Below are 21,591 nucleotides of genomic sequence, written 5' to 3'. Positions count from 1 at the left end.
GGTGGATCTCCTTCAGTACGTACGAGAGCGGGGGTGCGGCCCCGCGCCAGCGTACAAACGCGACTCGCGGAGTGCCGCATCCACCGCCGCGACGAACGCCCGGGGGTCGTCCGCGTGGCACCGCACCGTACGCACCGCGTCCCGCCGGCCCAGCAGCCGTACCGCCGTGACGGGCTCGCTCAGCTCGAAGGTGACCGACGTCCGGGAGGCCACCGGCAGGTCCAGGACCCCGTCCGCCTTCTCGTGGGTGTACCGCGACTCCAGCCGGACCGCGGCGATCCGCTCCAGCGGGACGGCCAGATCCAGATGCGCCCCCTGCCGGACCCGCACCGCCGTGCCGTCCACCAGGTGCGGGCGCGTCACGGAGGCCGCGTGCAGCCCCAGCACGAACAGCACGGTGTACACGTCCAGCACCAGCACCACGGCGTGCACCACCGGCCAGGACGCCAGCAGGAACGACATCCCGACCGTCTCCACCACGCACACGAACGCGAAGCCGTAGAGGTACGCCGCCTGGTCCCGGGCGTGCCCGAACGCCTCCGTCCCCGCCCGCCCCGCTCCGTCCGGCCGGCGCGCCACCCAGCGCACCAGGCTCACCATCAGCCGCAGCTCGTGCCCCACCAGCCGGACCACCGGCTCCGGCACCAGCACCCGCAGCGCCTCCCGGCCGCTCAGCCCGCGCCGGCGCAGCCGTACGTACAGCCACACCTCCGCGCCCAGCAGCATGAGCACCGCCGCCTCCGCGCCCACCACGACGGCCCCGGGTATCCGCACCCCGGCCACCAGGCACACGGCGAGCACCACCTCGGCGGGCAGCAGGGCGTACGCCGCGCCCCGCACCACCCGCCTCACCGCGCACGCCCCGCGACGATCCGCAGCGCCCGCCGCAGGACGGCCGCCTGGGCGGGGGAGAAGTCCGCGAAGAACACCCCGAGCGCCTCCTCGTCCAGCTCCTCCGGCCCGCCCGCCAGCACCTCGTCCGGCAGCAGCTCCGCCAGCGCCCGCGCGGTCTCCTCCACCCGTACGTCGTCGGCGGGCGCGTCCGCGAGCGCGTCGAGCCGGGCGTACACCTCGTACGCCCGCTCCAGCGCGCCCGGCGCCCCGGCCACCGCCCGCATGGTCTCCATCAGCCTGGCCCCCTCCTCCTCGGGCATCACCGTCTCCAGCAGCGAGAGCATCTCCCGGTCCCGCGCGGCCATCGCGGGCTCGGGCCCCGGCAGCCGCGCCGACGCGGCGGCCATGTCCGCGAACAGCTCCGCCAGCCCCGGCGACACCGGCCCCTCCGCGGGCAGCCGGCCCGCCCGCGCCCGCTCCAGCAGCACGCCCAGCCGCTCCCGCCGCGCGGCGATCACCGCCTGCTGCCGGGCCAGGTCGGCGTCCAGCTCCTCCAGGACGTCCACCAGCTCGGCGTCGGCGTCGTCCGCGAGCACGTCGCGCACCTCGTCCAGCCCGAGCCCCAGCTCGGTGAGCCGCCTGATCCGCGCGAGCAGCACCGCGTCCCGCAGCGTGTAGTCCCGGTAGCCGTTGCCCAGCCGCCGGGGCTCGGGCAGCAGCCCGAGGTGGTGGTAATGGCGCACCGCCCGCGCGGTGACGCCGACGAGTCCGGCCAGCTCTCCGATCCGCATGGCCCCAGTAGAAACGCTGACGCTGCGGCAAGGTCAACCGTGATCCCGCGGGCCCCCGGGAACCTGTGCCACGATCGAGGGAACGACTCCCATCTCACGGACGGGCGGCCCGGCGATGTCCCAGTCTGACGAGCGACCGAGGAAGGGGCGTGACATGACGGCGATGGCCCATGCACCGCTCACGCAGGCGGACGACCTGCTGGAGGGCTTCCTGGCGCTGGAGACGCCGGAGGGTTTCCGGGCCGAGCTGATCGAGGGGGAGATCGTCGTGACACCGCCGCCGGACGGGGACCACGAGGACTACAACAGCCTGATCGTCAGGCAGGTCATCAGGCGGTCCCTGACCGAGATGGACGTCTCGGGCAACAAGGGCCTCAAACTGCCCAGCGGGGGCTCGTGCCCCACGACGCATGTCATCCCGGACGCCACCTTCGCCCCGGCGGAGCTGCGGCTGTTCCGCGGGGCCGACTCCTGGATGCCGTGCGACGGTGTGGCGCTGGTGGCCGAGGTGACCTCCACGCGCCCGCAGCGGGACCGGGAGACCAAGCGGCGCTGCTACGCCCGGGGCCGTATCCCGCTGTACCTGCTGGTCGACCGGGAGGGGGCCTCGGTGACGCTGTTCAGCGACCCGGAGGGCGAGGACTACCGCCAGGTCGTCACGATGCCGTTCGGCAAGCCGCTGCCGCTGCCGGAGCCGTTCGGGTTCGACCTGGAGACCGCGGACTTCCTCTGACCGCCCGGCCGGTACCATGGTCCGCACGGCAGACGAGCCGGGCGGGCGGCCGCGTGGAGATCCCCGGATCTCCCCGAGGAACGTCCGGGCTCCACAGGGCAGGGTGGTGGCTAACGGCCACCCGGGGTGACCCGCGGGACAGTGCCACAGAAAACAGACCGCCGGGGGCCTCGGCCCTCGGTAAGGGTGAAACGGTGGTGTAAGAGACCACCAGTGCCCAGGGTGACCTGGGCAGCTAGGTAAACCCCACCCGGAGCAAGGTCAAGAGGGGACACCCCGGTGTCCCTGCGCGGACGTTCGAGGGCTGCCCGCCCGAGTCCGCGGGTAGACCGCACGAGGCCGGCGGCAACGCCGGTCCTAGATGGATGGCCGTCACCCCGGCGACCGCGAGGTCCCGGGGCACAGAACCCGGCGTACAGCCCGACTCGTCTGCCCCTCCCGCCCTTTCGGGCGCGCCCGCGGTCCGTCAGGGACGTGCGTTTCCCCGAAGTAGTCCCGGGCCCTCAGGGGCGTCCCTAGGCTGAGCCGTATGACTCAACGTCCGGGCGTGCGGGCCTGTGAGGGCTTCCTCCGGATCGTGGCGGACTTCGAGAGCTGGTGGCCGGGGGCCGGGCAAGCCGAGCTCGACGCCTTCCGCGCGCTCGGGACGCTCCGTGAGGCCGTCGCCTTCGCCGGGTACGGCAGGGTCCCACCCGGGAGGAAGCACTCCCACATGCGCAGGCGCAGTGACACGCGCACGCTGGGTCCGTGCCGGGACGGGCTGCTGGAGCGCCTGGACGACATCCGGGAGGCGCGTACGTTCGAGGAACTGCACGCTCTCGTCGGGGGGATCGTGGCCGGCGTCCCCGATGCCGGACCGCTGACCGTCTACGACATGGCCCGCTGGATCGGTGCGTGGCGGGGGCTCGAACCCAAGGTCGTGCACCTGCACTCCGGTACCGCCCAGGGCGTGGCGGCTCTGGGCATCGTGCTCCCCCAGGGGCGCCGCACCGTCGGCAAGTACGAGCTGCCGTCCGAGTTCTGGGGCTTGAGCTGCGGGCAGCTCGAAGACCTGCTCTGCCATTACCAGGACGACCTGGGGCGGGCCCTGAGGAATGAGGAGCCGCGCGGGGGCGCGGCCAGGTGCGGCGCGCGTCGAGCGGCCGGCCGGCTCGGGAACTGGGCGTAGGGCCGGGGCGTCCGACCTGGTGTGAAGGAAGAGATCAAGGGGCTGGCCGCTTTCCTCGTCGCCGGGCTGGGTGCCGCGGCGGCGCTGCTGGCCTGGGCGCCGCTGGCGAGGGTCAATGTGCAGGGCGGGTTCGACGGGCGGCACCGGGACCTCAGCGTGCTCTACGTGGACCTGCCGCTCGTCGCCGCGGGGGGCGCCCTGGTGTCGCTCGTCTTCTGGACGCTGACCCTGCGCCGGTCCCGGCGCCCGTGGCTCGCCGCCCTGGCCGCCGTCGCCGCGGTCGCCCTGGGGATCTGGGGTCTGACGAGCTGGTGGGCCCCGTACCAGGCACCCGAATTCCTCCACTGAGGCGGCGCAGCGGCCGAGGCCCCCGCGGGCTTCGGGGCGCGCGGGTCCGGGGGTTCGGGGACAATCCGGATATGGACCGCACACCACAGGTCACCGCCGTCACCGTGGAGCGGCGTGTCGCCGCGCCGCGCGAGCGGGTGTGGGAGGCGCTGACCGACCTGCACGGCATGCCCGGCACCCTCAGCGGGGTCACCCGGGTGGAGGTGCTCACCGAGGGGCCGTTCCAGGCGGGTACGCGGTGGATCGAGACCCGGCGCATGTTCGGCAAGGAGGCCGCCGAGGAGATGTACGTGACCTCCTGCCAGGCGCCGTCCCGCTATGTGGTGGAGGCCGAGTCGCGGGGCGCGCACTACGTCTCGGAGTTCACGCTCCGGGAAGTCGCGCCGGGGGAGACCTCGGTGCGCATGGTGTTCTCCGCCCGACCCCCGGGCGGGGTCGCCGGGGTGCTGACCCGGGTCCTGGGCGGGCTCGGGCGCAGGGCGGTGGCCAAAACCGTGGAGCGCGACCTGGCGGACGTGGCGCGGGCCGTCGAGCGGCGCCCGTAGAACCGAGAGGGACTTTCCATGACCATTCCCGTGGAGCAGCTCACCGACCCCGCCGTCCGGGCCTTCGTCCGGGCGGTCAACGCGCAGGACCGCGCCGCGTTCGCGGCCGTGCTCGCCCCCGGGGCCACCATGTCCGACGACGGTTCGGACCGGGACCTCGGCCAGTGGGCCGAGAAGGAGATCTTCGGGGTGGGCGGGCACATGGACGTCGAGACCGAGCAGGCCGGCGGCCGCGCCCTCGTCGTGCGCTACCGCAATGACACCTGGGGCGAGATGCGGACGGCGTGGCGGTTCGTGGTCGGTGAGGACGGGAAGGTGAACCGCTTCGAGACGGGCCAGGCATGACGTCCCCGGGCCGCCACGGGACGGACGTCCTGGTCGTGGGCGCCGGCCCGGTCGGGCTGACCGCCGCCGCCGAGCTGCGGCGCCGGGGCGTCGCGTGCCGGCTGGTGGAGCGGCTCCCGGAGCGGATGCCGTACGCCAAAGCCGTGGGCGTCCAGCCGCGGACCCTGGAGGTCTGGGACCGGATGGGCATGGTCCGCTCCGTCCTGGACGTCGCCGTCCCGATGCGGGGACAGCTGATGTACGTCAACGGCGTCGAGCAGGCCCGGGTCGAGCTGACGCTGCCGGACGAGGTCCCGTACGGCTTCGCCGCGCTGCCCCAGTACGAGACCGAACGCCTCCTGGAGGAGTTCCTCGCCCGCTTCGGCACCCGCATCGAGCGCGGTGTCGCCCTGGAGTCCTTCACCCAGGACGCGGACGGCGTCACCGCCCGGCTGCGCACCGCCCCCGGCACGGCGGACGGAGGCGAGGAGGAGGTCCGCTGCCGCTACCTCGTCGGCTGCGACGGCGCCCACAGCACCGTCCGCAAGGCGCTCGGCCTGACCTTCGAGGGCGGCGCCTTCCCCGAGGAGTACATGCTCGCCGACGTCGTCGCCGACTGGGACCTGCCCTCCGGGTACGGCGTGCGCTCCACGCACCGGGGCGCCGACGGGGCCGTCGACGACCTGCTGGTGTGCATCCCGCTGCCCGGCACCGGCCGGTACCGGATGTCGATGCTGGTGCCGCCCGAGCTGTCGGCCGGCCGGAACGCCTCCGGTACGGGCGGGGGCGGTGTGGCGCACGGGCTGGACGGGGCGGCGGGCGCGACGCCCACGATCGCCCACATCCAGGCGGTCGTGGACCGGCTGGCACCCCGGCCCGCCACCCTGTCGGGGATGCGCTGGTCGTCCGTCTTCCGGATCAGCCACCGGCTGGTGGACCGGTACGGGAAGGGCCGCGTCTTCGTGGCCGGCGACGCCGCCCACATCCACCCCCCGACCGGCGCCCAGGGCATGAACACCGGCATCCAGGACGCGTACAACCTGGCCTGGAAGCTCGCCCTCGCGCTGCGCGGCACCGCGAGCCCCGCCCTGCTGGCGAGCTACGACGCCGAGCGCCGCCCCGTCGGCGAGGAGGTCGTCGGGCGGACCGTCCGGCACGCCACGGACGGCATCCGGCCGGACCCGGCCGACCCCGGGACGCTGCTGCTCCGCGAGGCGCAGCTCCTCGTCGGCTACCGGGGCAGCCCCGTCGTGGACCGCCCCGAGGCCGACGGCGCGCCGGGGGCGGGGGACCGGGCACCGGACTGCGGCGGGCTCGCCACCGGCACCGCCGCCTACCCGCTGCGCCTGTTCGACCTGCTCCGGGAGCGGGAGCACGTGCTGCTGCTGTACGCGGACGGCGAGCTGGACCACGCCGTGGCGCGGCGGCTGGCGGACGTGGCGCACCGGATCTCGCGCGGCGCGATGGAGGCCCTGGTCCTGCTCGGCGGCGGCACCCCGTACACCGCGCCCCCCGGCGTGGCGCCGCTGCCGGTGTACCGCGACGGCCGCGGTGAGTTCGCCCGGCTGTACGGGACGGGCGGCGGGGGTACGACGGCGTTCGTCGTCCGCCCGGACGGGTACCTCGGCGCCCGCCTCCACCCGCCGGCCCCCGAGGCGCTGGCGGACCACCTGGCCGCCGTCTTCGGCACCTGAGGAGTACCTGGCGGGTGTCTGAGGGGTGCCCCGGCGGGTGCCTGGCGAGTACCTGACGGGGACCTGGGCGAGTGCCTGGCGGGTGCCTGGCGGGTGCCTGACCGGCGGCCCCTCACGGGCACCTGACACCGCCCGGCCGCGCCCCGCCCGGCCGAGCCCCACGCGCCCGGGGGCGCGACCGCGTCAGCCGCGGCCGATGTACGGCATCGCCGTCGCCATGACCGTGGCGAACTGGACGTTCGCCTCCAGCGGCAGCGCCGCCATGTGGGCCACCGTGCGGGCGACGTCGGCCGCGTCCATCACCGGCTCGGCCACGAGCGCGCCGTTCGCCTGGAGGATGCCGTCCTCCATGCGGCGCGTCATGTCCGTGGCCGCGTTGCCGATGTCGATCTGGCCGCAGGCGATGCGGTAGGGGCGGCCGTCCAGGGACAGTGACTTCGTCAGGCCGGTCATCGCGTGCTTGGTCGCGGTGTACGCGATCGAGTGCGGGCGCGGCACGTGCGCCGAGATCGAGCCGTTGTTGATGATCCGGCCGCCCTGCGGCGCCTGCTCCTTCATCTGCCGGTACGCCGCCTGCGCGCACAGGAACGCCCCCGTCAGGTTGACGTCGACGACCGCGCGCCAGGTCTCCGGGTCCAGGTCCTCGACGGGCGTACCGCCCCCGGCGAAGCTGCCCGCGTTGTTGAAGAGCAGGTCCACCCGGCCGAACCGGTCGCGGACGGCCGCGAACAGGGCCGCCACCGCCTCGGGCGACGTCACGTCGGTCGGGGCGCACAGGGTGTCGTCCGCGCCGGCGAGCGCGGCCGTCTCCGCCAGGGGCTCCGCCCGGCGGCCCGCCAGGGCGAGGGACCAGCCGTCCTCCGCCAGCGCGAGCGCCACGCTCCGGCCGATGCCCGAGCCGGCCCCCGTCACCACCGCGATCCTCCGTACAGCGCTCATGGGCCGCAGCGTACGGGAGAGTCCGGCACCCGGAACTCATACGGCCGACATGTGGATGTTGTGTACCCGACAAGCCGCCCTGCTGGGATGCCCTGGACAGCAGCCACCAGGGGAGGGTCCATGACGCCCGCACACGCCCACGCGCCCGAACTGCGCGCCGCCGCACGGCACTTCGGCCGCCGCGGTTTCCTCACCGCCACCGGGGCCGCCGCCGCGCTCGCCTTCTCGGTGAACCTGCCCGGCACCGCCCACGCCGCCGAGGCCGACGCCCGCCGGATCACCGAGGACCCGTTCACCCTGGGCGTCGCCTCGGGCGACCCGCTGCCCGGCTCCGTCCTGCTCTGGACCCGCCTGGCGCCCCGCCCGTACGAACCCGGCGGCGGCATGCCGAGGGGCCGCGTCCAGGTCCGCTGGGAACTCGCCCACGACGCCCGCTTCACCCGCGTCGCCAGACGCGGAACGGCCACCGCCCACCCCGAGTTCGACCACAGCCTGCACGTCGACGTCACCGGCCTCGACACCGACCGCGTCTACCACTACCGCTTCCGCGCCGGCGACTGGATCAGCCCCGCCGGCCGCACCCGCACCGCGCCCGCGCCCGGGGCCCGCACCGGGGAGCTGAGGCTGGCCGCCGTGTCCTGCCAGGCGTACCACGACGGGTACTTCACGGCCCACCGCCACCTCGCCGACGAGGACCTCGACGCCGTCTTCCACCTCGGCGACTACCTCTACGAGTACGCCGTGAACGCCACCGGCGGCGCCCGCGCCTACACCGACCGCCGGCTGCCCGCCCACTTCAACCGCGAGACCGTCACCCTGGAGGACTACCGGCTGCGCTACGGGCTCTACAAGTCCGACCCCGACCTGCGGGCCGCGCACGCCGCGCACCCCTTCGTCGTCACCTGGGACGACCACGAGACGGAGAACAACTACGCGGGCGGCACCCCCGAGAACGACGTACCGCCCGAGGAGTTCCTGCTGCGCCGCGCCGCCGCCTACCGCGCGTACTGGGAGAACCAGCCGCTGCGCGTCCCGCAGCGCCCCACCGGCCCCGACATGCGGCTCTACCGCAGGCTCCGCTTCGGGCGGCTCGCCCAGTTCGACATCCTCGACACCCGCCAGTACCGCTCCGACCAGGCGTACGGCGACGGCTGGCAGACCCCCGGGCCCGAGTCCGAGGACCCCTCGCGCACCATGACCGGCGCCGCCCAGGAGCGCTGGCTGCTGGACGGCTGGAAGACCTCCGCCGCCACCTGGAACGTCCTCCCCCAGCAGGTCACCTTCGCCCAGCGGCGCAATGTCCCGGGGCCCGCCTTCAAGCTCTCCATGGACGCCTGGGACGGCTACCCCGCCTCCCGGCGGCGGGTCCTCGACGGCGCCGCGGCGGCCGGGATCGACAACCTCCTCGTCCTCACCGGAGACGTCCACGTCGGCTACGCCTTCGACCTCAAGGCCGACTTCGACGACCCGGACTCACGGACCGTGGGCACCGAGATCGTCGCCACCTCCATCGCCAGCGGCAAGGACGGCGCCGACCGCCCGGCCAACTACGACGACCTCACCCGCGCCAACCCGCACCTCAAGTTCTACAACGGCCGCCGCGGCTATGTGACCGTCACCCTCACCCCCGAGCGGGCCCGCGCCGACTTCCGCACCGTCCCGGCCGTGACGACCCCCGGCGCGCCCGTCACCACCGCCGCGTCGTTCGTGACGGAGGCGGGCGACCCCGGCCTCCGGCCCGTATAGCCGCGTCTTCCCCCGCCCCTTCATTTTGAGGTTTCAACAAACCCGGGCGAGCTGACACCATGGGCCCGGCCCCCGAGGACAGGAGACGAGATGCCGGAGAGCGGCCCCAGCACGCCAGGACACATACCGACCGGACCCACCGAGGCCACCGCCCCGGCCACCGCCCCGCCCACCGGCCCCGGCGCGGGGGCGCGAGCGGTGGCCGCGCGGCGCACGGGCCTGCTCGTCACCCTCGTCCTCGGCGGCCTGACCGCCCTGCCGCCGCTGTCCATGGACATGTACCTCCCGGCGCTGCCGGAGGTCACCCAGGCCCTCGGCGCCCCCGCCGCCACCATCCAGCTGACCCTCACCGCCTGCCTCGCCGGCATGGCGCTCGGCCAGCTCGTGGTCGGCCCGATGAGCGACAAATGGGGCCGCCGCCGCCCGCTGCTCATCGGCATGCTCGTGTACGTCGCCGCCACCGCCGTCTGCGCGCTGGCGCCCGACCCGGCGCTCCTCATCGCCTTCCGTTTGCTCCAGGGCCTCGCCGGCGCGGCGGGCATCGTGATCGCCCGGGCCGTGGTGCGCGACCTGTACGACGGCGTCGAGATGGCCCGGTTCTTCTCCACCCTCATGCTGATCTCCGGCGTCGCCCCGATCATCGCCCCGCTCATCGGCGGCCAGATCCTCCGCGTCACCGACTGGCGCGGGGTGTTCCACGTCCTCACGCTGGTCGGCCTGGCCCTCACCCTGGTGGTGTGGAAGTGGCTCGGCGAGACCCTGCCGCCCGAGCGGCGGCACGGCGGCGGGACCGGCGCGGCCCTGCGGACGATGCGCGGACTGCTCGCCGACCGGGTGTTCTCCGGCTACATGCTGGCCGGAGGTCTCGCCTTCGCCGCCCTGTTCGCCTACATCTCGGCCAGCCCGTTCGTCATCCAGGAGATCTACGGGGCCTCGCCCCAGACCTTCAGCCTGCTGTTCGGCCTCAACTCCGTCGGTCTGGTCGCGGTCGGCCAGATCAACGGCAAACTGCTGGTGGGACGGGTCAGCCTGGACAAGGCCCTCGGCACCGGCCTCGTCGTGATCACCCTGGCGGCCGGCGCGCTGCTGCTGATGACGAGCGGGGTCTTCGGCGAGGTGGGGCTGGTGCCGGTGGCCGCCGGACTGTTCGTCCTGATGTCCGCGATGGGCCTGGCCATGCCGAACACCAACGCCCAGGCCCTGATGCGCACCCCGCACGCCGCCGGGTCCGCCTCCGCCCTGCTGGGCACCTCGTCCTTCCTGGTGGGCGCCGTGGCCTCGCCGCTCGTCGGCATCGCGGGCGAGGCCACGGCGGTGCCCATGGCCGTCGTCCAGCTGGTGTGCGGCCTGGGCGCCGTCGCCTGCTTCCTGGGGCTGTGCCGCCCATGGCGGAAGGACGGCAAGGAACCGCAGGCGCGGACGTAGCCGGCCGGGCAGGTCGCTCCGGAGGGCGGGGCCGCAGCCGGTCCGGAGGGGGCGGCCGCGCTGCCGGTCCGCGCGCCTACGATGGATCGGTGAACGCCTCCCCCTCCACCCCGGAAGCCCTCCGCGGCGCCCTCGCCGGGCTGCTCGACGGGCTTCCGCCGACCCGGGCCGCCCAGTCCGTCGACCGGCTCATCGCCCACTACCGCGGCACCGTCCCGACCGGCGCGCCCGTCCTGCGGGACCGGGCGGACGTCGCCGCCTACGCGGCGTACCGGATGCCCGCCACCTTCGAGGCCGTACGGGCGGCCCTGGACGCGCTGCGGGAGGCCGCCCCGGAGTGGGTGCCGGCCACGCACACCGACCTCGGCGGCGGCACCGGCGCCGCGAGCTGGGCGGTCGCCGAGGCGTGGGACGGCGCCGCCCGCAGCACCGTCCTGGACTGGGCCGAGCCGGCCCTGGAGCTGGGCCGCGAACTGGCCGCCGCCTCGGGCGTCCCGGCCCTGAAGGACGCCGGCTGGCAGCGCGCCCGGATCGGCACCGCGCTCCGGGTGGAGCCGAGCGACCTGGTCACCGTCTCGTACGTGCTCAACGAGCTCACCGAGCAGGACCGGGACGCCGCCGTCACCGAGGCCGCCCGCGCCGCGCGCGCCGTGGTGATCGTCGAACCCGGCACCCCCGACGGGTACGCCCGGGTCATCGCCGCCCGCGACCGGCTGATCGCCGCCGGGCTGACCGTCGCCGCGCCCTGCCCGCACAGCGGCGCCTGCCCCATCGAGCCGGGCGCCGACTGGTGCCACTTCGCGGCCCGGGTCAGCCGCTCCTCGCTGCACCGGCAGGTCAAGGGCGGTTCGCTCGCGTACGAGGACGAGAAGTTCGCCTATGTCGTGGCGACCCGGTTCCCGGTCGTCCCCGCCCCGGCCCGGGTGGTCCGCAGGCCGCAGATCCGCAAGGGGCAGGTGCTGCTGGAGCTGTGCGCCGAGGACGGCGGGCTGCGCCGCGACACGGTGACCAAGCGCCACGGCGCCCTCTACCGGGCGGCCCGGGACGCCTCCTGGGGGGACGCCTGGCCGCCGCCCGCGGAGTAGGCCGGGGGCCGGTTCACCGGCAGGGGGCCGGTCCGCACCACGGGACCGGCCCCCGCCGCTCGGCGCACCGGTCAGACGGCGCGCAGCTCCTGCGTACAGCACTTCACACTGCCGCCGCCCTTGAGCAGCTCACCCAGGTCGATGCCGATCGGCTCGAACCCGCGGTCGCGCAGCGGCCCGAACAGCCCCACCGCCGCCTGCGGCAGCAGGACGTGCCGGCCGTCGCTCACCGCGTTCAGCCCGAGCGCCGCCGCGTCCTCCTCCCCGGCGATCAGCGCGTCGGGGAAGAGCCGGCGCAGCACCGAGCGGCTCCCGGGCGAGAACGCGCCGGGGTAGTACATGATCTCGCCGGCCGCGTCGTCCAGGACGCACAGGGCCGTGTCGAGGTGGTAGTAGCGCGGGTCCACCAGCTCCAGGCCGATCACCGGCCGGCCGAAGAACTCCTGCGCCTCGTCGTGGGAGAGGGGGCTGGACCGGAAGCCGCGGCCGGCCAGGACGTACGCCGAGGTGACGGCGAAGTCGCCCTCGCCCTCGTTGACGTGGTCCGGCTCGCGCACCTCGGTGAAGCCGTGGGACCGGAACCACTCCCGGTGCACCGCGGCCTCGGCGACGCGCTCGGCGAAGGCGAACCGGGCGCCGAGCACCCGGCCCTCGATGACGGTGGCGCCATTGGCGGCGAACACCATGTCGGGCAGGTCGGAACGGGGCTCCAGCAGCTCGACGGTGTGGCCGAGCGACAGGTACCGGTCCCGCAGGTCTTCCCATTGGGTGAGGGCGAGCGGCAGGTCGACCGGTTTCGCGGGATCCATCCAGGGGTTGATGGAGTACGTCACCCGGAAGTGCGTGGGTGGGCACATCAGGTAACGGCGAGGTGATGCGTCACGAGGCAAAGAAGGCTCCTCACGGACGGCAGGCGCACGGTTGTGTGCGTGGTGCCATGGTGCGCCGTGAGGAGCCGTTGCGCAGTGGGCCGTACGGGTGAGTTCACGCCGGCGCACGTCAGCCGCCGTGCGCCGTACGCCCCTCCTTCAGTTTCCGCAGCAGCGCGCGCTTCTGGGCGGCCGGGTCCGTGCCCCGGCCGGGGGCGCCGCCGCCGTTGCCGCGCAGGGCGTCGCGGGAGAGCTTCCGGCGGGTGCCGCCGACGCCGAGCAGGTTTCCGTTTCCACCACGGGTCATGGCTGGGGCTCCTTGTGATTGGTCGGTCCGTGTTCTTCGATGTGCCCAAGACTGAACGAGACGTCTCGTCTTGTCAAGCATTTTCGAGACGATACGTCTCGCCTCGTATCGCTGCTAGATTGAGGCCATGGCAGAGACCAAGGCACCCGACTCCACCCGCCGCAGCGAGCGCTCCCGCCGCGCGATCTACGACGCCGCCCTCGCCCTCGTCACCGAGGCCGGCTACGCCCGGACCACCATCGAGGGCATCGCCTCCCGCGCCGGCGTCGGCAAGCAGACGATCTACCGCTGGTGGCCCTCCAAGGCGGCCGTCCTCCTGGAGGCGTTCCTCGACCTGGGCGTCCAGGCCAGTGAGGCGCTCGGCGACGACGCCGGTGCCGGGATCCCGGACAGCGGCGACCTGGAGGCGGACCTGAAGTACGTCCTGCGCGCCACCGTCGACGAGATGAACGACCCGAAGTTCGACGGCCCCACCCGCGCGCTCACCGCCGAGGGCGTGGTCGACCCCGAGCTCTGCGCCCGATTCGTCGAGGAGCTGCTGGAGCCGCAGCTCCAGCTGTACGTCACGCGCCTGGAGGCCGCCCGGGAGGCCGGCGCGGTCCGCCCGGACATCGACCCGCGCCTCGCCACCGAGCTGTTCGTCGGCCCGCTCACCCACCGCTGGCTGCTGCGCACCCGGCCGCTCACCCACGACTACGCGGACCGGCTCGTGGAGTACGCGCTGCGCGGGATCGCCCCCCGCTGACCGGTGGCCGTCCCCGGCCACGCCACGCCCCCGTACCGACCCGGCCGCGCCCCCGCCGTGGACCTCCTCACGCGCCCGCGCACCACCCGGGGGTGCCAAAGCGGGCACAGCGGGGCGAAACGACCGGATCCGGGGCGTCCGGGCGCCCGGTCACCCCCTCGGCTTGGGGACTCCGGTCACCGAACGCCCGCGAGGGTGGGACCATGGCAGGGACCGCAGGGCCTGGCACAGGTGTGAGGGGATAGATGGGCGACGGTATCGGCCGCTACCGCGGCACGGAGAACAAACTCGGGCAGTGGCTGCGCCGGCGTCCGAGGAAGGCCGCCGCCGAGGTCCCGGCCCGCGAGGACCTGCTCCGGGCCGTCGCCGCCGCGGGCCTGCCGCTCGCCCCCGCCGCCCACCCCGTCGGCTACCGCTGTTCGTGCGAGCGCATCGGCTGTCCCACCCCGGCCCGGCATCCCGTCTCCTTCGCCTGGCAGACCCAGTCCACCACCGACCGCGCGCAGATCGAACGGTGGGCCCAGGGGCAGCCGCAGGCCAACTTCATCACCGCGACCGGCATGGTCCACGACGTCCTCGACGTTCCGCTGGAGGCCGGTCGCGCCGCGTTGGAGCGCCTGCTCGGCGAGGGCGTCGACGTGGGCCCGGTGGCCGAGTCCGGGGACGGCCGGATGCTGTTCTTCACCGCCACCCGCGGCACCCCCGAGGACGAGGACGAGTGGTGGCCCTGCGAGCTGGACTGCCACCCCGAGACCATGGACGAGCACCCGGGGCTGCGCTGGCACTGCCGCGGCTCCTACGTCCTCGTACCGCCCGCCCGGCTCCCCGGTGACCTCGGTGTCGACTGGGTACGCGGCCCCGAGCACCCGCTGCCGGACCCGCTGACCCTGCTGGAGGCGCTGACCGACGCGTGCGCCCGCCACGCCGACCGGTACGACGGACACGACGACCACCACTCGGTGGCCTGGCCGCTCAGCCGCTAGTACACGGCCGCTCTCGGGCCGGGGCGGTCAGGAGCCCGTCGCCGCCGTCACGCCCTGGAGGCGGCTGAGGACGGTCACCTGGTCCGCCGTCGCGCCGGCCGGCTTCACCAGCACGGCCTGGCTGGACACCCACTCCTTGGTGAGGGTGGACCGGACCTCGCCCGTCATCAGGGCCCGCACATCGGCGTTCACCTTCGGCCGGTACCCCTTCGCCGCCACCTGGCGGTCGTAGTAGCGGGTGGCGAAGAACACCAGCGCGCCCCCGTCCTCGGTGGCCAGGCCCAGCGGGGCGAAGTCGCCGGTGTCCAGCGGCTGGTCCACGAACTGGGTGGCCAGCCCCGGCCGTTTCGCCACGCTGCGCCGCTCGTCCCGCCACTGCGAGGTGTGCGGACCGGCCGTGAAGTGCGCCGGGCGCCCGCTCTGCAGGTAGGTGGCGTACTCCTCGCTGAGGTTCCTCGGCGCCACCGCGAGGGTCGTGGCGTCCGGCGCGGCCGGCTCGGCCCAGCCGTCCGCGTCCGTCGCGAACTCCGGCAGCGCCCCCGCCGCGACGATCTGGAGGTAGGCCACCTCCCACAGCTGCTCGGGCCCGTTGCGGACGAAGACCAGCACCCAGCGGTTGTCCTGCGCCCCCTGGTCGGCGTCCCGGTTGGAGTCCGTGTCGGCCACGAACCACCGGGGCCAGCCGGCCTTCCTGGGTATGGCATAGCGGGCGTCGGTGAGTTCCAGCGGCCGGTGCGACGGGTTGCCGTCCGGGCTGGTCACGCTGCGGGACTTCAGCCCGGCCTGGTTGATGGCGCCCAGCGGGCCCGTCACCCGGCCCGCGTCCAGCGCCGGGTCGTACGCCTTGTCGGCCTTGTTGTACGCCTCGGTGAAGTCCGCCAGCGCCCGCGCGGCCTCGTCCCTGGTCGCCGCCGGGACGACCTCCCGCTCACCGTGGACCGTCACACAGCCGCTCGCCGTCAGCGCCAGCACCGTCGCCGCCGCGAGCGCAGCCGCCACCCGCCCCGGAACCCGCCTTCTCATCGGTTGCCTCTGCTCCTCGACCCCCATACGACCGTCCGAACCCTACCGGGGCACCGGGGCGTCCCGGCGCCCGGATCAGAATCCCGCCTTCCGCTCCCGGGGCCGCGTGCTTCAATGCCGGGATGACCACTGCTCACGACGTGCTCGCCGTCTTCTGCGGGGGCGACGGCCGCCACGGCAACCTCCTCGGTGTCGTACGCGACGGACGGACCTGCCCCGACGAGGCGTCCCGGCAGGCGTACGCCAAGCAGCTGGGCCTGAGCGAGACCGTGTTCGTCGACGACCCCGAGCGCGGGGCCGTCGACATCTATACGCCCGGCGTGCGCCTGCCGTTCGCCGGGCACCCGCTCGTCGGCGCCGCCTGGCTCCTCGACCTGGAGGTGCTGAACCCGCCGGCGGGCGAGGTGTGGGCCCGCCACGACGGGGAGTTCACCTGGATCACGGCCCGCCCCGAGTGGGCGCCCGCGCGCACGCTGCGCCAGTACGGCTCGGCCGCCGAGGTCGACGCGCTGGAGGTGCCGCCGCCGGGGGAGTGGCTCTACGCCTGGGCGTGGGAGGACGAGGCGGCGGGCCGGGTGCGCGCCCGGGCGTTCCCCGGCCGGGGCGACGGCATCGACGAGGACGAGGCCACGGGCGCGGCGGCCCTGCTGCTCACCGCGCGGCTCGGCCGGGCGCTGAACATCACGCAGGGCCGGGGGTCGCAGCTGCTGACCGCCCCCGGCCCCGACGGCACGATCGAACTCGGCGGCCGGGTCCGGCAGATCGGCCGCTGACCGTCACGAGCGCGGTGTCACGCGCTGAGCGGGAACTCCGCGCCCAGCTCCCGGAAGACCGCGCCGTTGTAGTCGAAGGCGCGCTTGCACTCGTCGACGATCCGCTGCTTCTCCAGGTCGTCGGCGTCCACCCGGTCCAGCAGCTCGCGGTAACCCCGCTTGAACGCCGCCGGGTTGGGGATCTGCTCGAAGACGTAGAACCGGACGCCGTCGCCCTTGCGGGCGAAGCCCCAGGTCCGCTCCGCCTTGTCACGGATGATCTGGCCGCCGGACAGGTCGCCCAGATACCGCGTGTAGTGGTGCGCCACATAGCCGGCGGGCCAGGTGCGGGCGCACTCCTCGACCCGCGCGGCGTAGGCGGCGGTGGCGGGCAGCGGCGCGGCCGTCCCGCGCCAGCCCGGTCCGCGCAGATGGGCCAGGTCCCGCTCCAGCTCGGCGGTGCGGAACAGCTCGGGCTGGATGAACGGCCCGGCGACCGGGTCGTCCCGCAGCGCGGTGGCGGCGCCCTCCAGCGCCCGGTACACGAACCACAGCTGCTCGGTGTAGCGGGCGTAGGCGTCCACACCGAGCCGGCCGCCCAGCAGGTCGCTCATGAAGGAGGAGTTCTCCGCCTCCGTGTGCTGCTGGTGCGACGCGGTGCGGATCAGCGTGGAGAAGGGGGTGACGGTGCCGCTGGCGTCCAAGGCGGGCCTCCGGGGACCGAGGGTACGGAAAGGTGGCGGCCGGGACCGCCACTACCGCCGATCATCCTACTTAGGCATACCTAAGTCAACTGGTTTCCCGACGGTCTGTCGGTAAAGGAGTACCCATCCCCGGCCTCAGGGCAACGTCAAGATCTCCGCACCCGTGTCGGTGACCACCAGGGTGTGCTCGAACTGCGCGGTCCGCCGGCGGTCCTTGGTGACGACCGTCCAGCCGTCGTCCCACATGTCGTACTCGTGCGTGCCCAGCGTCAGCATCGGCTCGATGGTGAACGTCATGCCCGGCTGGATGACCGTGGTCGCGTGCGGGGAGTCGTAGTGCGGGACGATCAGCCCGGAGTGGAACGACGAGTTGATCCCGTGGCCGGTGAAGTCCCGCACCACCCCGTAGCCGAAGCGCTTGGCGTACGACTCGATGACCCGGCCGATGACATTGATCTGCCGGCCCGGCCGGACCGCCTTGATCGCCCGGTTCAGCGCCTCGCGGGTCCGCTCCACCAGCAGCCGCGACTCCTCGTCCACGTCGCCGCACAGGTAGGTGGCGTTGTTGTCGCCGTGCACCCCGCCGATGTACGCCGTGACGTCGAGGTTCACGATGTCGCCGTCGCGCAGCACGGTCGAGTCGGGGATGCCGTGGCAGATGACCTCGTTGACCGACGAGCACAGCGACTTCGGGAAGCCCCGGTAGCCCAGCGTGGAGGGGTAGGCGCCGTGGTCGCACAGGAACTCGTGCGCGACCCGGTCCAGCTCGTCCGTGGTCACGCCCGGGGCGATGTGCTTGGCGGCCTCCTCCATCGCCTGCGCGGCGATGCGGCCCGCGATCCGCATCCGCTCGATGGTGTCGGCGTCCTGCACCTCGGACCCGGTGTACGGCGTCGGGGCGGGCTTGCCCACGTACTCGGGGCGGCGGATGGAGCCGGGGACGGAACGGACGGGGGAGAGCTCCCCTGGGACGAGCAGCGACTGGCCAGACATGTCAGCGAGTCTAACCAGGCCGTCCGGGGGCACCATTGCGACGAGGGAAGGAGCGGAGATGGCCCTGTTCAAGAAGCGTACGGCCGGCAAGCCGGGCGAGTGGTACTACTGCCTGAAGCACGGGACGGTGGAGGAGGGCCCGGAGTGCCGCGCGGCCGACCGCTTCGGCCCGTACGCCACCCGGGAGGAGGCGTCCCACGCCATGGAGACCGCCCGGGAGCGCAACCAGCAGTGGGAGAACGACCCCAAGTGGCACGACGCCCGCGGCGGGGGCGGCACCGCCTGAACGCGGCCCCCGGGCGGTGACCCGCCCGGGGCCCGGCGTCAGGAGCGGGCCGCCCCCGGCGCCGCCCCGGCGTCCTCCGCCCCCGGCGCGGCCCCGGCACCACCGCCGGGGCCCGCCGTCCCGGTGTCCTCCGGGCCGGGCGGGGTCCCCGCGGCGGACGCCGCCCGGCGGCGCAGGGCGTCCTCGTCCGTCTCCGCGTCGTACGTCACCAGCTTCGGCAGCACCGCCGCCAGCAGGCCCACCGACAGCAGGCAGGCCAGCCCGCCGCTCCAGATCGCCGGGCGCGTACCGGTCCAGCCCGCCATCGCCCCCGCCCGCACCTGGCCGAGCTGCGGGCCCACGCTGTACGACAGCACCTCGATGCCCGCGAGCCGGCCCCGCAGCCCGTCCGGGATGGTCTGGTTCCAGATGGTGGAGCGCCCCAGACCGCTCAGCATGTCGCCCGCGCCCGCGAACGTCAGGCACAGCAGCACCAGCCACACGTTCGAGAACCAGCCGGCCGCCGCCACCGACAGGCCCCAGCCCGCCGCCCCGCACACCACCAGCAGCCCGTGCCGCCGCACCCGCGAGGTCCACCCGCTGGTCAGGCTCAGCACCACCGAGCCCACCGACCCCGCCGCGTACATCAGGCCCAGCGACCACTCCGCCCCCAGGTCCTCGGCGAGGAACGGGAAGATCGCGTTGGGGAAGGCGAACAGCATCGCGGCCAGGTCGACGGCGTACGTGCCCAGCAGCACCGGCCGCGACCAGGCGTAGCGCGCGCCCTCGGCGATTCCCCGCAGCGACGGCTTCTCGGCGTCGTGCGCGGCCGGCGAGGGGGACAGGCGCAGGCAGAGCAGCACGCTCACCACGAAGCAGCCGACCGTGGTCGCGTAGGCGGGGGCGTGCCCCGCGTACGCCACGACCAGGCCCGCCAGCGCCGGTCCGGCGATCGCGCCGAGCTGCCAGCGCAGCGCGTTCAGCGCGGCGGCGGCGGTGAGCTGGTCGTGCGGCACGATCCGGGCCATCAGCGAGTCCAGCGCCGGGCGCTGGAGCCCCGCCAGTGCCGAGACACCGGCGGCGACCACGTACAGCGGCCACAGCAGCGGCTGCGGCAGCAGCGCGTTCACCAGCAGCATCAGCGCCAGCAGCCCGAGCCCCGCCTCGGTGGCCAGGATGACCTTGCGCCGGTCGATCGCGTCGGCCAGCGCGCCGCCGTACAGCCCGCACACCACCAGCGGCACCAGCTCGACCGCGCCCATCACCCCGACCGCCAGCGGCGAGCCGGTCAGCTCCTTGATCTGCAGCGGCAGGGCGATCATCGCCATGAAGCTGCCGAAGTACGCGATCAGCCCCTGCACCCACAGCAGCCGGAAGTCCCGGGACGAGCGCCAGGGGGAGAGGTCGGGCAGCAGGGCGGAGAGCTTGACAGTCACGTCCGCCCATGCTTCGCGCCGCACGCGGACCTCGGCAACCGGTTTTCGAACAGCCCCGGGGCGGCCCGGGCCGGGCCCGGCGGGCGCCGCCGCCTCTCCCGGCCGGGGGCCCGCCGCGTAGTGTCGGGACCATGACTACTGATCCGTACGATCTTCCCGACGTCTCCGGGCTCGTCGTCGGCGTCCTCGGCGGCACCGGCGACCAGGGCCGCGGCCTCGCCCTCCGCCTCTCCCGCGCCGGCCAGAAGGTGATCATCGGCTCCCGCGCCGCCGAGCGGGCCCGCGAGGCGGCGGCCGGGCTGGGCGCCGGTGTCGAGGGCGCCGACAACGCCGAGTGCGCCCGGCGCAGCGACATCGTCATCGTCGCCGTGCCGTGGGAGGGCCACGCCGCGACCCTGACCGCGCTCCGCGAGGAGCTGGCCGGCAAGATCGTCGTGGACTGCGTGAACCCGCTGGGCTTCGACAAGAAGGGCGCTTACGCGCTCACGCCCGAGGAGGGCAGCGCCGCCGAGCAGGCCGCGGCCCTGCTGCCGGACTCCCGGGTCACCGCCGCCTTCCACCACCTGTCCGCGGTGCTCCTCCAGGACGAGACCGTCGAGGAGATCGACACCGATGTGATGGTGCTGGGCGAGAAGCGCGCCGACACCGACGTCGTGCAGGCCCTCGCCTCCCGCATCCCCGGCATGCGCGGGGTGTTCGCGGGCCGGCTGCGCAACGCCCACCAGGTGGAGTCACTGGTCGCCAACCTGATCTCGGTCAACCGCCGCTACAAGGTCCACGCGGGCCTGCGCGTCACCGACGTCTGACCGGGACGGCCGGGGCCGGGCGCGCACCGGGCATGGGGGACACTGGTCGGGCACTATTTCCCGCCGTACCCGGACAGGAGCCGCCCCCCATGCCCCGCCTCGCTCTGTACGCCCTCGCCGTCTGCGTCCTCGCCGTCGCCGCGGCGGTGGTCTCCTTCGCCCAGGGCAGGTGGCTCGGCATCGTGTGGGTGCTGCTCGCCGGTGTCTCCTCCAACATGGCCTGGTACTACCACCGCCGCGGCAGGGTCAGCCGCTGACGATCTCCCGGCACACCTCGTTCTGCTCCTGCCAGAAGCGGTAGAGGTCCTGCCCGCAGTACGTCTCGGCGTCCTGGACGCCCAGGCCCGCCAGCACCGTGTCGACCAGCCCGAAGAAGGCGTGGTTGACCTCCGGCACGAACAGCAGCGCGAACACCGCGAGCAGCCCGAAGGGCGCGAAGGGCTCCACCTGGCGCCGCACCCGGTACGACAGCCACGGCTCGACCACGCCGTACCCGTCCAGCCCCGGCACCGGCAGGAAGTTCAGGATCGCGGCCGTCACCTGGAGCAGTGCCAGGAACGCCAGCGCGAAGCGGAACGCGTACGGCACGCCGTCCAGGGTCCCCAGCCAGAACGGGGCGGTGCACACCGCGGCGAACAGCACGTTCGTCAGCGGGCCCGCCGCCGAGATCAGGCTGTGCTTCCAGCGGCCCCGGATGCGGTCGCGCTCGATGAAGACCGCCCCGCCCGGCAGACCGATCCCGCCCATGATCACGAAGACCACCGGCAGCACGATGCTCAGCAGCGCGTGCGTGTACTTCAGCGGGTTCAGGGTCAGATAGCCCTTCGCGCCGATGGTGAGGTCGCCGCCGTGCAGGGCCGTGCGGGCGTGCGCGTACTCGTGGAGGCAGAGCGAGACGATCCACCCGGACGTCACGAACAGGAAGACGGCGAGGCCCGCGTTGGCCGAGAAGCCCGTCCACACCGCCCACCCGGTGACCGCCATCACGGCGGCGATCCCGAGGAAGACGGGGCTGATCCTCCGGTCGCTGGGGCGGGACGTGGCGGTGGCCATGGGCGGCGCTCCTGGGAGTGGAC

The 21,591-nt window shown here is 74.1% G+C and carries 24 protein-coding genes, 1 other RNA gene and 1 pseudogene; 16 read left to right on the top strand and 10 right to left on the bottom strand.

Going from position 1 to position 21,591, the window contains the following annotated elements:
- Nucleotides 1–12: 12 nt before the first annotated feature.
- Together ACF08D_RS07805 and ACF08D_RS07800 are read right to left on the bottom strand one after the other, a co-directional pair.
- Complete coding sequence (locus tag ACF08D_RS07805; RefSeq protein WP_392221667.1) at nt 13–852, bottom strand: hypothetical protein; 840 nt, start codon at nt 850–852, stop codon at nt 13–15.
- Nucleotides 849–1,625 (bottom strand): MerR family transcriptional regulator, encoded by a 777-nt coding sequence (locus ACF08D_RS07800; protein WP_392221666.1) that lies wholly within the window; start codon nt 1,623–1,625, stop codon nt 849–851. The genes ACF08D_RS07805 and ACF08D_RS07800 overlap by 4 nt, the downstream gene beginning before the upstream one ends.
- A gap of 154 nt (nt 1,626–1,779) precedes the next feature.
- On the opposite strand from ACF08D_RS07800, the gene ACF08D_RS07795 reads away from it, so the two are divergent.
- The 7 genes from ACF08D_RS07795 (at nt 1,780) to ACF08D_RS07765 (ending at nt 6,437) form a co-directional block, all read left to right on the top strand.
- The gene (locus tag ACF08D_RS07795; RefSeq protein ID WP_392221665.1) at nt 1,780–2,358 is read left to right on the top strand and encodes a Uma2 family endonuclease; all 579 of its coding nucleotides are present in this window, start codon (nt 1,780–1,782) and stop codon (nt 2,356–2,358) included.
- A gap of 33 nt (nt 2,359–2,391) precedes the next feature.
- An RNA gene (gene rnpB, locus ACF08D_RS07790) (RNase P RNA component class A) lies at nt 2,392–2,790 on the top strand.
- 97 nt (nt 2,791–2,887) lie between these two features.
- Nucleotides 2,888–3,526 carry a hypothetical protein gene (locus ACF08D_RS07785; protein WP_392221664.1) on the top strand — a complete coding sequence of 213 codons (639 nt, stop codon included), beginning with the start codon at nt 2,888–2,890 and terminating at the stop codon, nt 3,524–3,526.
- 21 nt (nt 3,527–3,547) lie between these two features.
- Nucleotides 3,548–3,874 (top strand): hypothetical protein, encoded by a 327-nt coding sequence (locus ACF08D_RS07780; RefSeq protein WP_392221663.1) that lies wholly within the window; start codon nt 3,548–3,550, stop codon nt 3,872–3,874.
- 71 nt (nt 3,875–3,945) lie between these two features.
- Complete coding sequence (locus tag ACF08D_RS07775; RefSeq protein WP_392221662.1) at nt 3,946–4,419, top strand: SRPBCC family protein; 474 nt, start codon at nt 3,946–3,948, stop codon at nt 4,417–4,419.
- An 18-nt stretch (nt 4,420–4,437) separates the two neighbouring features.
- Entirely contained in the window at nt 4,438–4,764 is a 327-nt protein-coding gene (locus ACF08D_RS07770) for a nuclear transport factor 2 family protein (RefSeq protein WP_392221661.1), read from the top strand.
- A complete protein-coding gene (locus tag ACF08D_RS07765; RefSeq protein ID WP_392221660.1) occupies nt 4,761–6,437 on the top strand; it encodes an FAD-dependent monooxygenase in 1,677 nt (558 codons plus the stop codon). The genes ACF08D_RS07770 and ACF08D_RS07765 overlap by 4 nt, the downstream gene beginning before the upstream one ends.
- A 183-nt stretch (nt 6,438–6,620) precedes the next feature.
- Here the strand turns inward: ACF08D_RS07765 and ACF08D_RS07760 are convergent, their stop codons facing one another.
- Nucleotides 6,621–7,376 (bottom strand): SDR family oxidoreductase, encoded by a 756-nt coding sequence (locus ACF08D_RS07760; RefSeq protein ID WP_392221659.1) that lies wholly within the window; start codon nt 7,374–7,376, stop codon nt 6,621–6,623.
- A gap of 120 nt (nt 7,377–7,496) precedes the next feature.
- Here ACF08D_RS07760 and ACF08D_RS07755 point away from each other — a divergent pair, with 120 nt between their 5' ends.
- From ACF08D_RS07755 to ACF08D_RS07745, 3 genes are all read left to right on the top strand, one after another.
- The gene (locus tag ACF08D_RS07755; protein WP_392221658.1) at nt 7,497–9,122 is read left to right on the top strand and encodes an alkaline phosphatase D family protein; all 1,626 of its coding nucleotides are present in this window, start codon (nt 7,497–7,499) and stop codon (nt 9,120–9,122) included.
- Between the two features lie 90 nt (nt 9,123–9,212).
- Nucleotides 9,213–10,547 (top strand): multidrug effflux MFS transporter, encoded by a 1,335-nt coding sequence (locus tag ACF08D_RS07750; RefSeq protein WP_392221657.1) that lies wholly within the window; start codon nt 9,213–9,215, stop codon nt 10,545–10,547.
- 89 nt (nt 10,548–10,636) lie between these two features.
- A complete protein-coding gene (locus ACF08D_RS07745) occupies nt 10,637–11,632 on the top strand; it encodes a small ribosomal subunit Rsm22 family protein (RefSeq protein ID WP_392221656.1) in 996 nt (331 codons plus the stop codon).
- 71 nt (nt 11,633–11,703) lie between these two features.
- Here the strand turns inward: ACF08D_RS07745 and ddaH are convergent.
- A pseudogene (gene ddaH / locus ACF08D_RS07740) lies at nt 11,704–12,549 on the bottom strand (dimethylargininase); the annotation flags it as partial.
- Nucleotides 12,550–12,631: 82 nt separating this feature from the next.
- Nucleotides 12,632–12,808, bottom strand: coding sequence for a DUF6243 family protein (locus tag ACF08D_RS07735; protein ID WP_392221655.1), 177 nt, complete (start codon nt 12,806–12,808; stop codon nt 12,632–12,634).
- 127 nt (nt 12,809–12,935) lie between these two features.
- Here ACF08D_RS07735 and ACF08D_RS07730 point away from each other — a divergent pair, with 127 nt between their 5' ends.
- Both ACF08D_RS07730 and ACF08D_RS07725 read left to right on the top strand, forming a co-directional pair.
- Entirely contained in the window at nt 12,936–13,553 is a 618-nt protein-coding gene (locus ACF08D_RS07730) for a TetR/AcrR family transcriptional regulator (RefSeq protein ID WP_392221654.1), read from the top strand.
- Nucleotides 13,554–13,798: 245 nt separating this feature from the next.
- Nucleotides 13,799–14,536 (top strand): bifunctional DNA primase/polymerase, encoded by a 738-nt coding sequence (locus ACF08D_RS07725; RefSeq protein ID WP_392221653.1) that lies wholly within the window; start codon nt 13,799–13,801, stop codon nt 14,534–14,536.
- A 27-nt stretch (nt 14,537–14,563) separates the two neighbouring features.
- Here the strand turns inward: ACF08D_RS07725 and ACF08D_RS07720 are convergent, their stop codons facing one another.
- Nucleotides 14,564–15,559 (bottom strand): hypothetical protein, encoded by a 996-nt coding sequence (locus tag ACF08D_RS07720; protein ID WP_392221652.1) that lies wholly within the window; start codon nt 15,557–15,559, stop codon nt 14,564–14,566.
- A 122-nt stretch (nt 15,560–15,681) separates the two neighbouring features.
- Between ACF08D_RS07720 and ACF08D_RS07715 the strand changes: the two genes are divergently transcribed.
- Nucleotides 15,682–16,332, top strand: coding sequence for a PhzF family phenazine biosynthesis protein (locus ACF08D_RS07715; protein WP_392221651.1), 651 nt, complete (start codon nt 15,682–15,684; stop codon nt 16,330–16,332).
- Between the two features lie 17 nt (nt 16,333–16,349).
- On the opposite strand, the gene ACF08D_RS07710 is transcribed toward ACF08D_RS07715, so the two are convergent.
- Nucleotides 16,350–17,015, bottom strand: coding sequence for a heme oxygenase (biliverdin-producing) (locus ACF08D_RS07710; protein ID WP_392221650.1), 666 nt, complete (start codon nt 17,013–17,015; stop codon nt 16,350–16,352).
- Between the two features lie 135 nt (nt 17,016–17,150).
- The gene (gene map / locus ACF08D_RS07705; RefSeq protein WP_392221649.1) at nt 17,151–18,008 is read right to left on the bottom strand and encodes a type I methionyl aminopeptidase; all 858 of its coding nucleotides are present in this window, start codon (nt 18,006–18,008) and stop codon (nt 17,151–17,153) included.
- 58 nt (nt 18,009–18,066) lie between these two features.
- Between map and ACF08D_RS07700 the strand changes: the two genes are divergently transcribed.
- Nucleotides 18,067–18,294 carry a hypothetical protein gene (locus ACF08D_RS07700; protein WP_392221648.1) on the top strand — a complete coding sequence of 76 codons (228 nt, stop codon included), beginning with the start codon at nt 18,067–18,069 and terminating at the stop codon, nt 18,292–18,294.
- A 38-nt stretch (nt 18,295–18,332) separates the two neighbouring features.
- Here ACF08D_RS07700 and ACF08D_RS07695 read toward each other — a convergent pair whose 3' ends face one another.
- Nucleotides 18,333–19,709 carry an MFS transporter gene (locus tag ACF08D_RS07695; protein WP_392221647.1) on the bottom strand — a complete coding sequence of 459 codons (1,377 nt, stop codon included), beginning with the start codon at nt 19,707–19,709 and terminating at the stop codon, nt 18,333–18,335.
- Between the two features lie 131 nt (nt 19,710–19,840).
- On the opposite strand from ACF08D_RS07695, the gene npdG reads away from it, so the two are divergent.
- Nucleotides 19,841–20,515, top strand: coding sequence for an NADPH-dependent F420 reductase (gene npdG / locus ACF08D_RS07690; RefSeq protein WP_392221646.1), 675 nt, complete (start codon nt 19,841–19,843; stop codon nt 20,513–20,515).
- 32 nt (nt 20,516–20,547) lie between these two features.
- Nucleotides 20,548–20,772, top strand: coding sequence for a hypothetical protein (locus ACF08D_RS07685; RefSeq protein WP_392221645.1), 225 nt, complete (start codon nt 20,548–20,550; stop codon nt 20,770–20,772).
- Here ACF08D_RS07685 and ACF08D_RS07680 read toward each other — a convergent pair.
- A complete protein-coding gene (locus ACF08D_RS07680) occupies nt 20,762–21,568 on the bottom strand; it encodes a site-2 protease family protein (RefSeq protein WP_392221644.1) in 807 nt (268 codons plus the stop codon). The genes ACF08D_RS07685 and ACF08D_RS07680 overlap by 11 nt on opposite strands.
- Nucleotides 21,569–21,591 lie beyond the last annotated feature (23 nt).

It is taken from the genome of Streptomyces sp. NPDC015131 (genome assembly GCF_043079975.1).
Taxonomy (GTDB): Bacteria; Actinomycetota; Actinomycetes; order Streptomycetales; family Streptomycetaceae; genus Streptomyces.
This window is presented reverse-complemented; position numbering and strand designations above follow the sequence as displayed.

Bases quoted from the DNA above. Each gene is read 5' to 3' on its own strand.
- ACF08D_RS07800 (WP_392221666.1), bottom strand. From the start codon at position 1,625: ATGCGGATCGGAGAGCTGGCCGGACTCGTCGGCGTCACCGCGCGGGCG.
- ACF08D_RS07795 (WP_392221665.1), top strand. From the start codon at position 1,780: ATGACGGCGATGGCCCATGCACCGCTCACGCAGGCGGACGACCTGCTG.
- ACF08D_RS07785 (WP_392221664.1), top strand. From the start codon at position 2,888: ATGACTCAACGTCCGGGCGTGCGGGCCTGTGAGGGCTTCCTCCGGATC.
- ACF08D_RS07775 (WP_392221662.1), top strand. From the start codon at position 3,946: ATGGACCGCACACCACAGGTCACCGCCGTCACCGTGGAGCGGCGTGTC.
- ACF08D_RS07770 (WP_392221661.1), top strand. From the start codon at position 4,438: ATGACCATTCCCGTGGAGCAGCTCACCGACCCCGCCGTCCGGGCCTTC.
- ACF08D_RS07765 (WP_392221660.1), top strand. From the start codon at position 4,761: ATGACGTCCCCGGGCCGCCACGGGACGGACGTCCTGGTCGTGGGCGCC.
- ACF08D_RS07760 (WP_392221659.1), bottom strand. From the start codon at position 7,376: ATGAGCGCTGTACGGAGGATCGCGGTGGTGACGGGGGCCGGCTCGGGC.
- ACF08D_RS07755 (WP_392221658.1), top strand. From the start codon at position 7,497: ATGACGCCCGCACACGCCCACGCGCCCGAACTGCGCGCCGCCGCACGG.
- ACF08D_RS07750 (WP_392221657.1), top strand. From the start codon at position 9,213: ATGCCGGAGAGCGGCCCCAGCACGCCAGGACACATACCGACCGGACCC.
- ACF08D_RS07735 (WP_392221655.1), bottom strand. From the start codon at position 12,808: ATGACCCGTGGTGGAAACGGAAACCTGCTCGGCGTCGGCGGCACCCGC.
- ACF08D_RS07730 (WP_392221654.1), top strand. From the start codon at position 12,936: ATGGCAGAGACCAAGGCACCCGACTCCACCCGCCGCAGCGAGCGCTCC.
- ACF08D_RS07725 (WP_392221653.1), top strand. From the start codon at position 13,799: ATGGGCGACGGTATCGGCCGCTACCGCGGCACGGAGAACAAACTCGGG.
- ACF08D_RS07720 (WP_392221652.1), bottom strand. From the start codon at position 15,559: ATGAGAAGGCGGGTTCCGGGGCGGGTGGCGGCTGCGCTCGCGGCGGCG.
- ACF08D_RS07715 (WP_392221651.1), top strand. From the start codon at position 15,682: ATGACCACTGCTCACGACGTGCTCGCCGTCTTCTGCGGGGGCGACGGC.
- map (WP_392221649.1), bottom strand. From the start codon at position 18,008: ATGTCTGGCCAGTCGCTGCTCGTCCCAGGGGAGCTCTCCCCCGTCCGT.
- ACF08D_RS07700 (WP_392221648.1), top strand. From the start codon at position 18,067: ATGGCCCTGTTCAAGAAGCGTACGGCCGGCAAGCCGGGCGAGTGGTAC.
- npdG (WP_392221646.1), top strand. From the start codon at position 19,841: ATGACTACTGATCCGTACGATCTTCCCGACGTCTCCGGGCTCGTCGTC.
- ACF08D_RS07685 (WP_392221645.1), top strand. From the start codon at position 20,548: ATGGGGGACACTGGTCGGGCACTATTTCCCGCCGTACCCGGACAGGAG.
- ACF08D_RS07680 (WP_392221644.1), bottom strand. From the start codon at position 21,568: ATGGCCACCGCCACGTCCCGCCCCAGCGACCGGAGGATCAGCCCCGTC.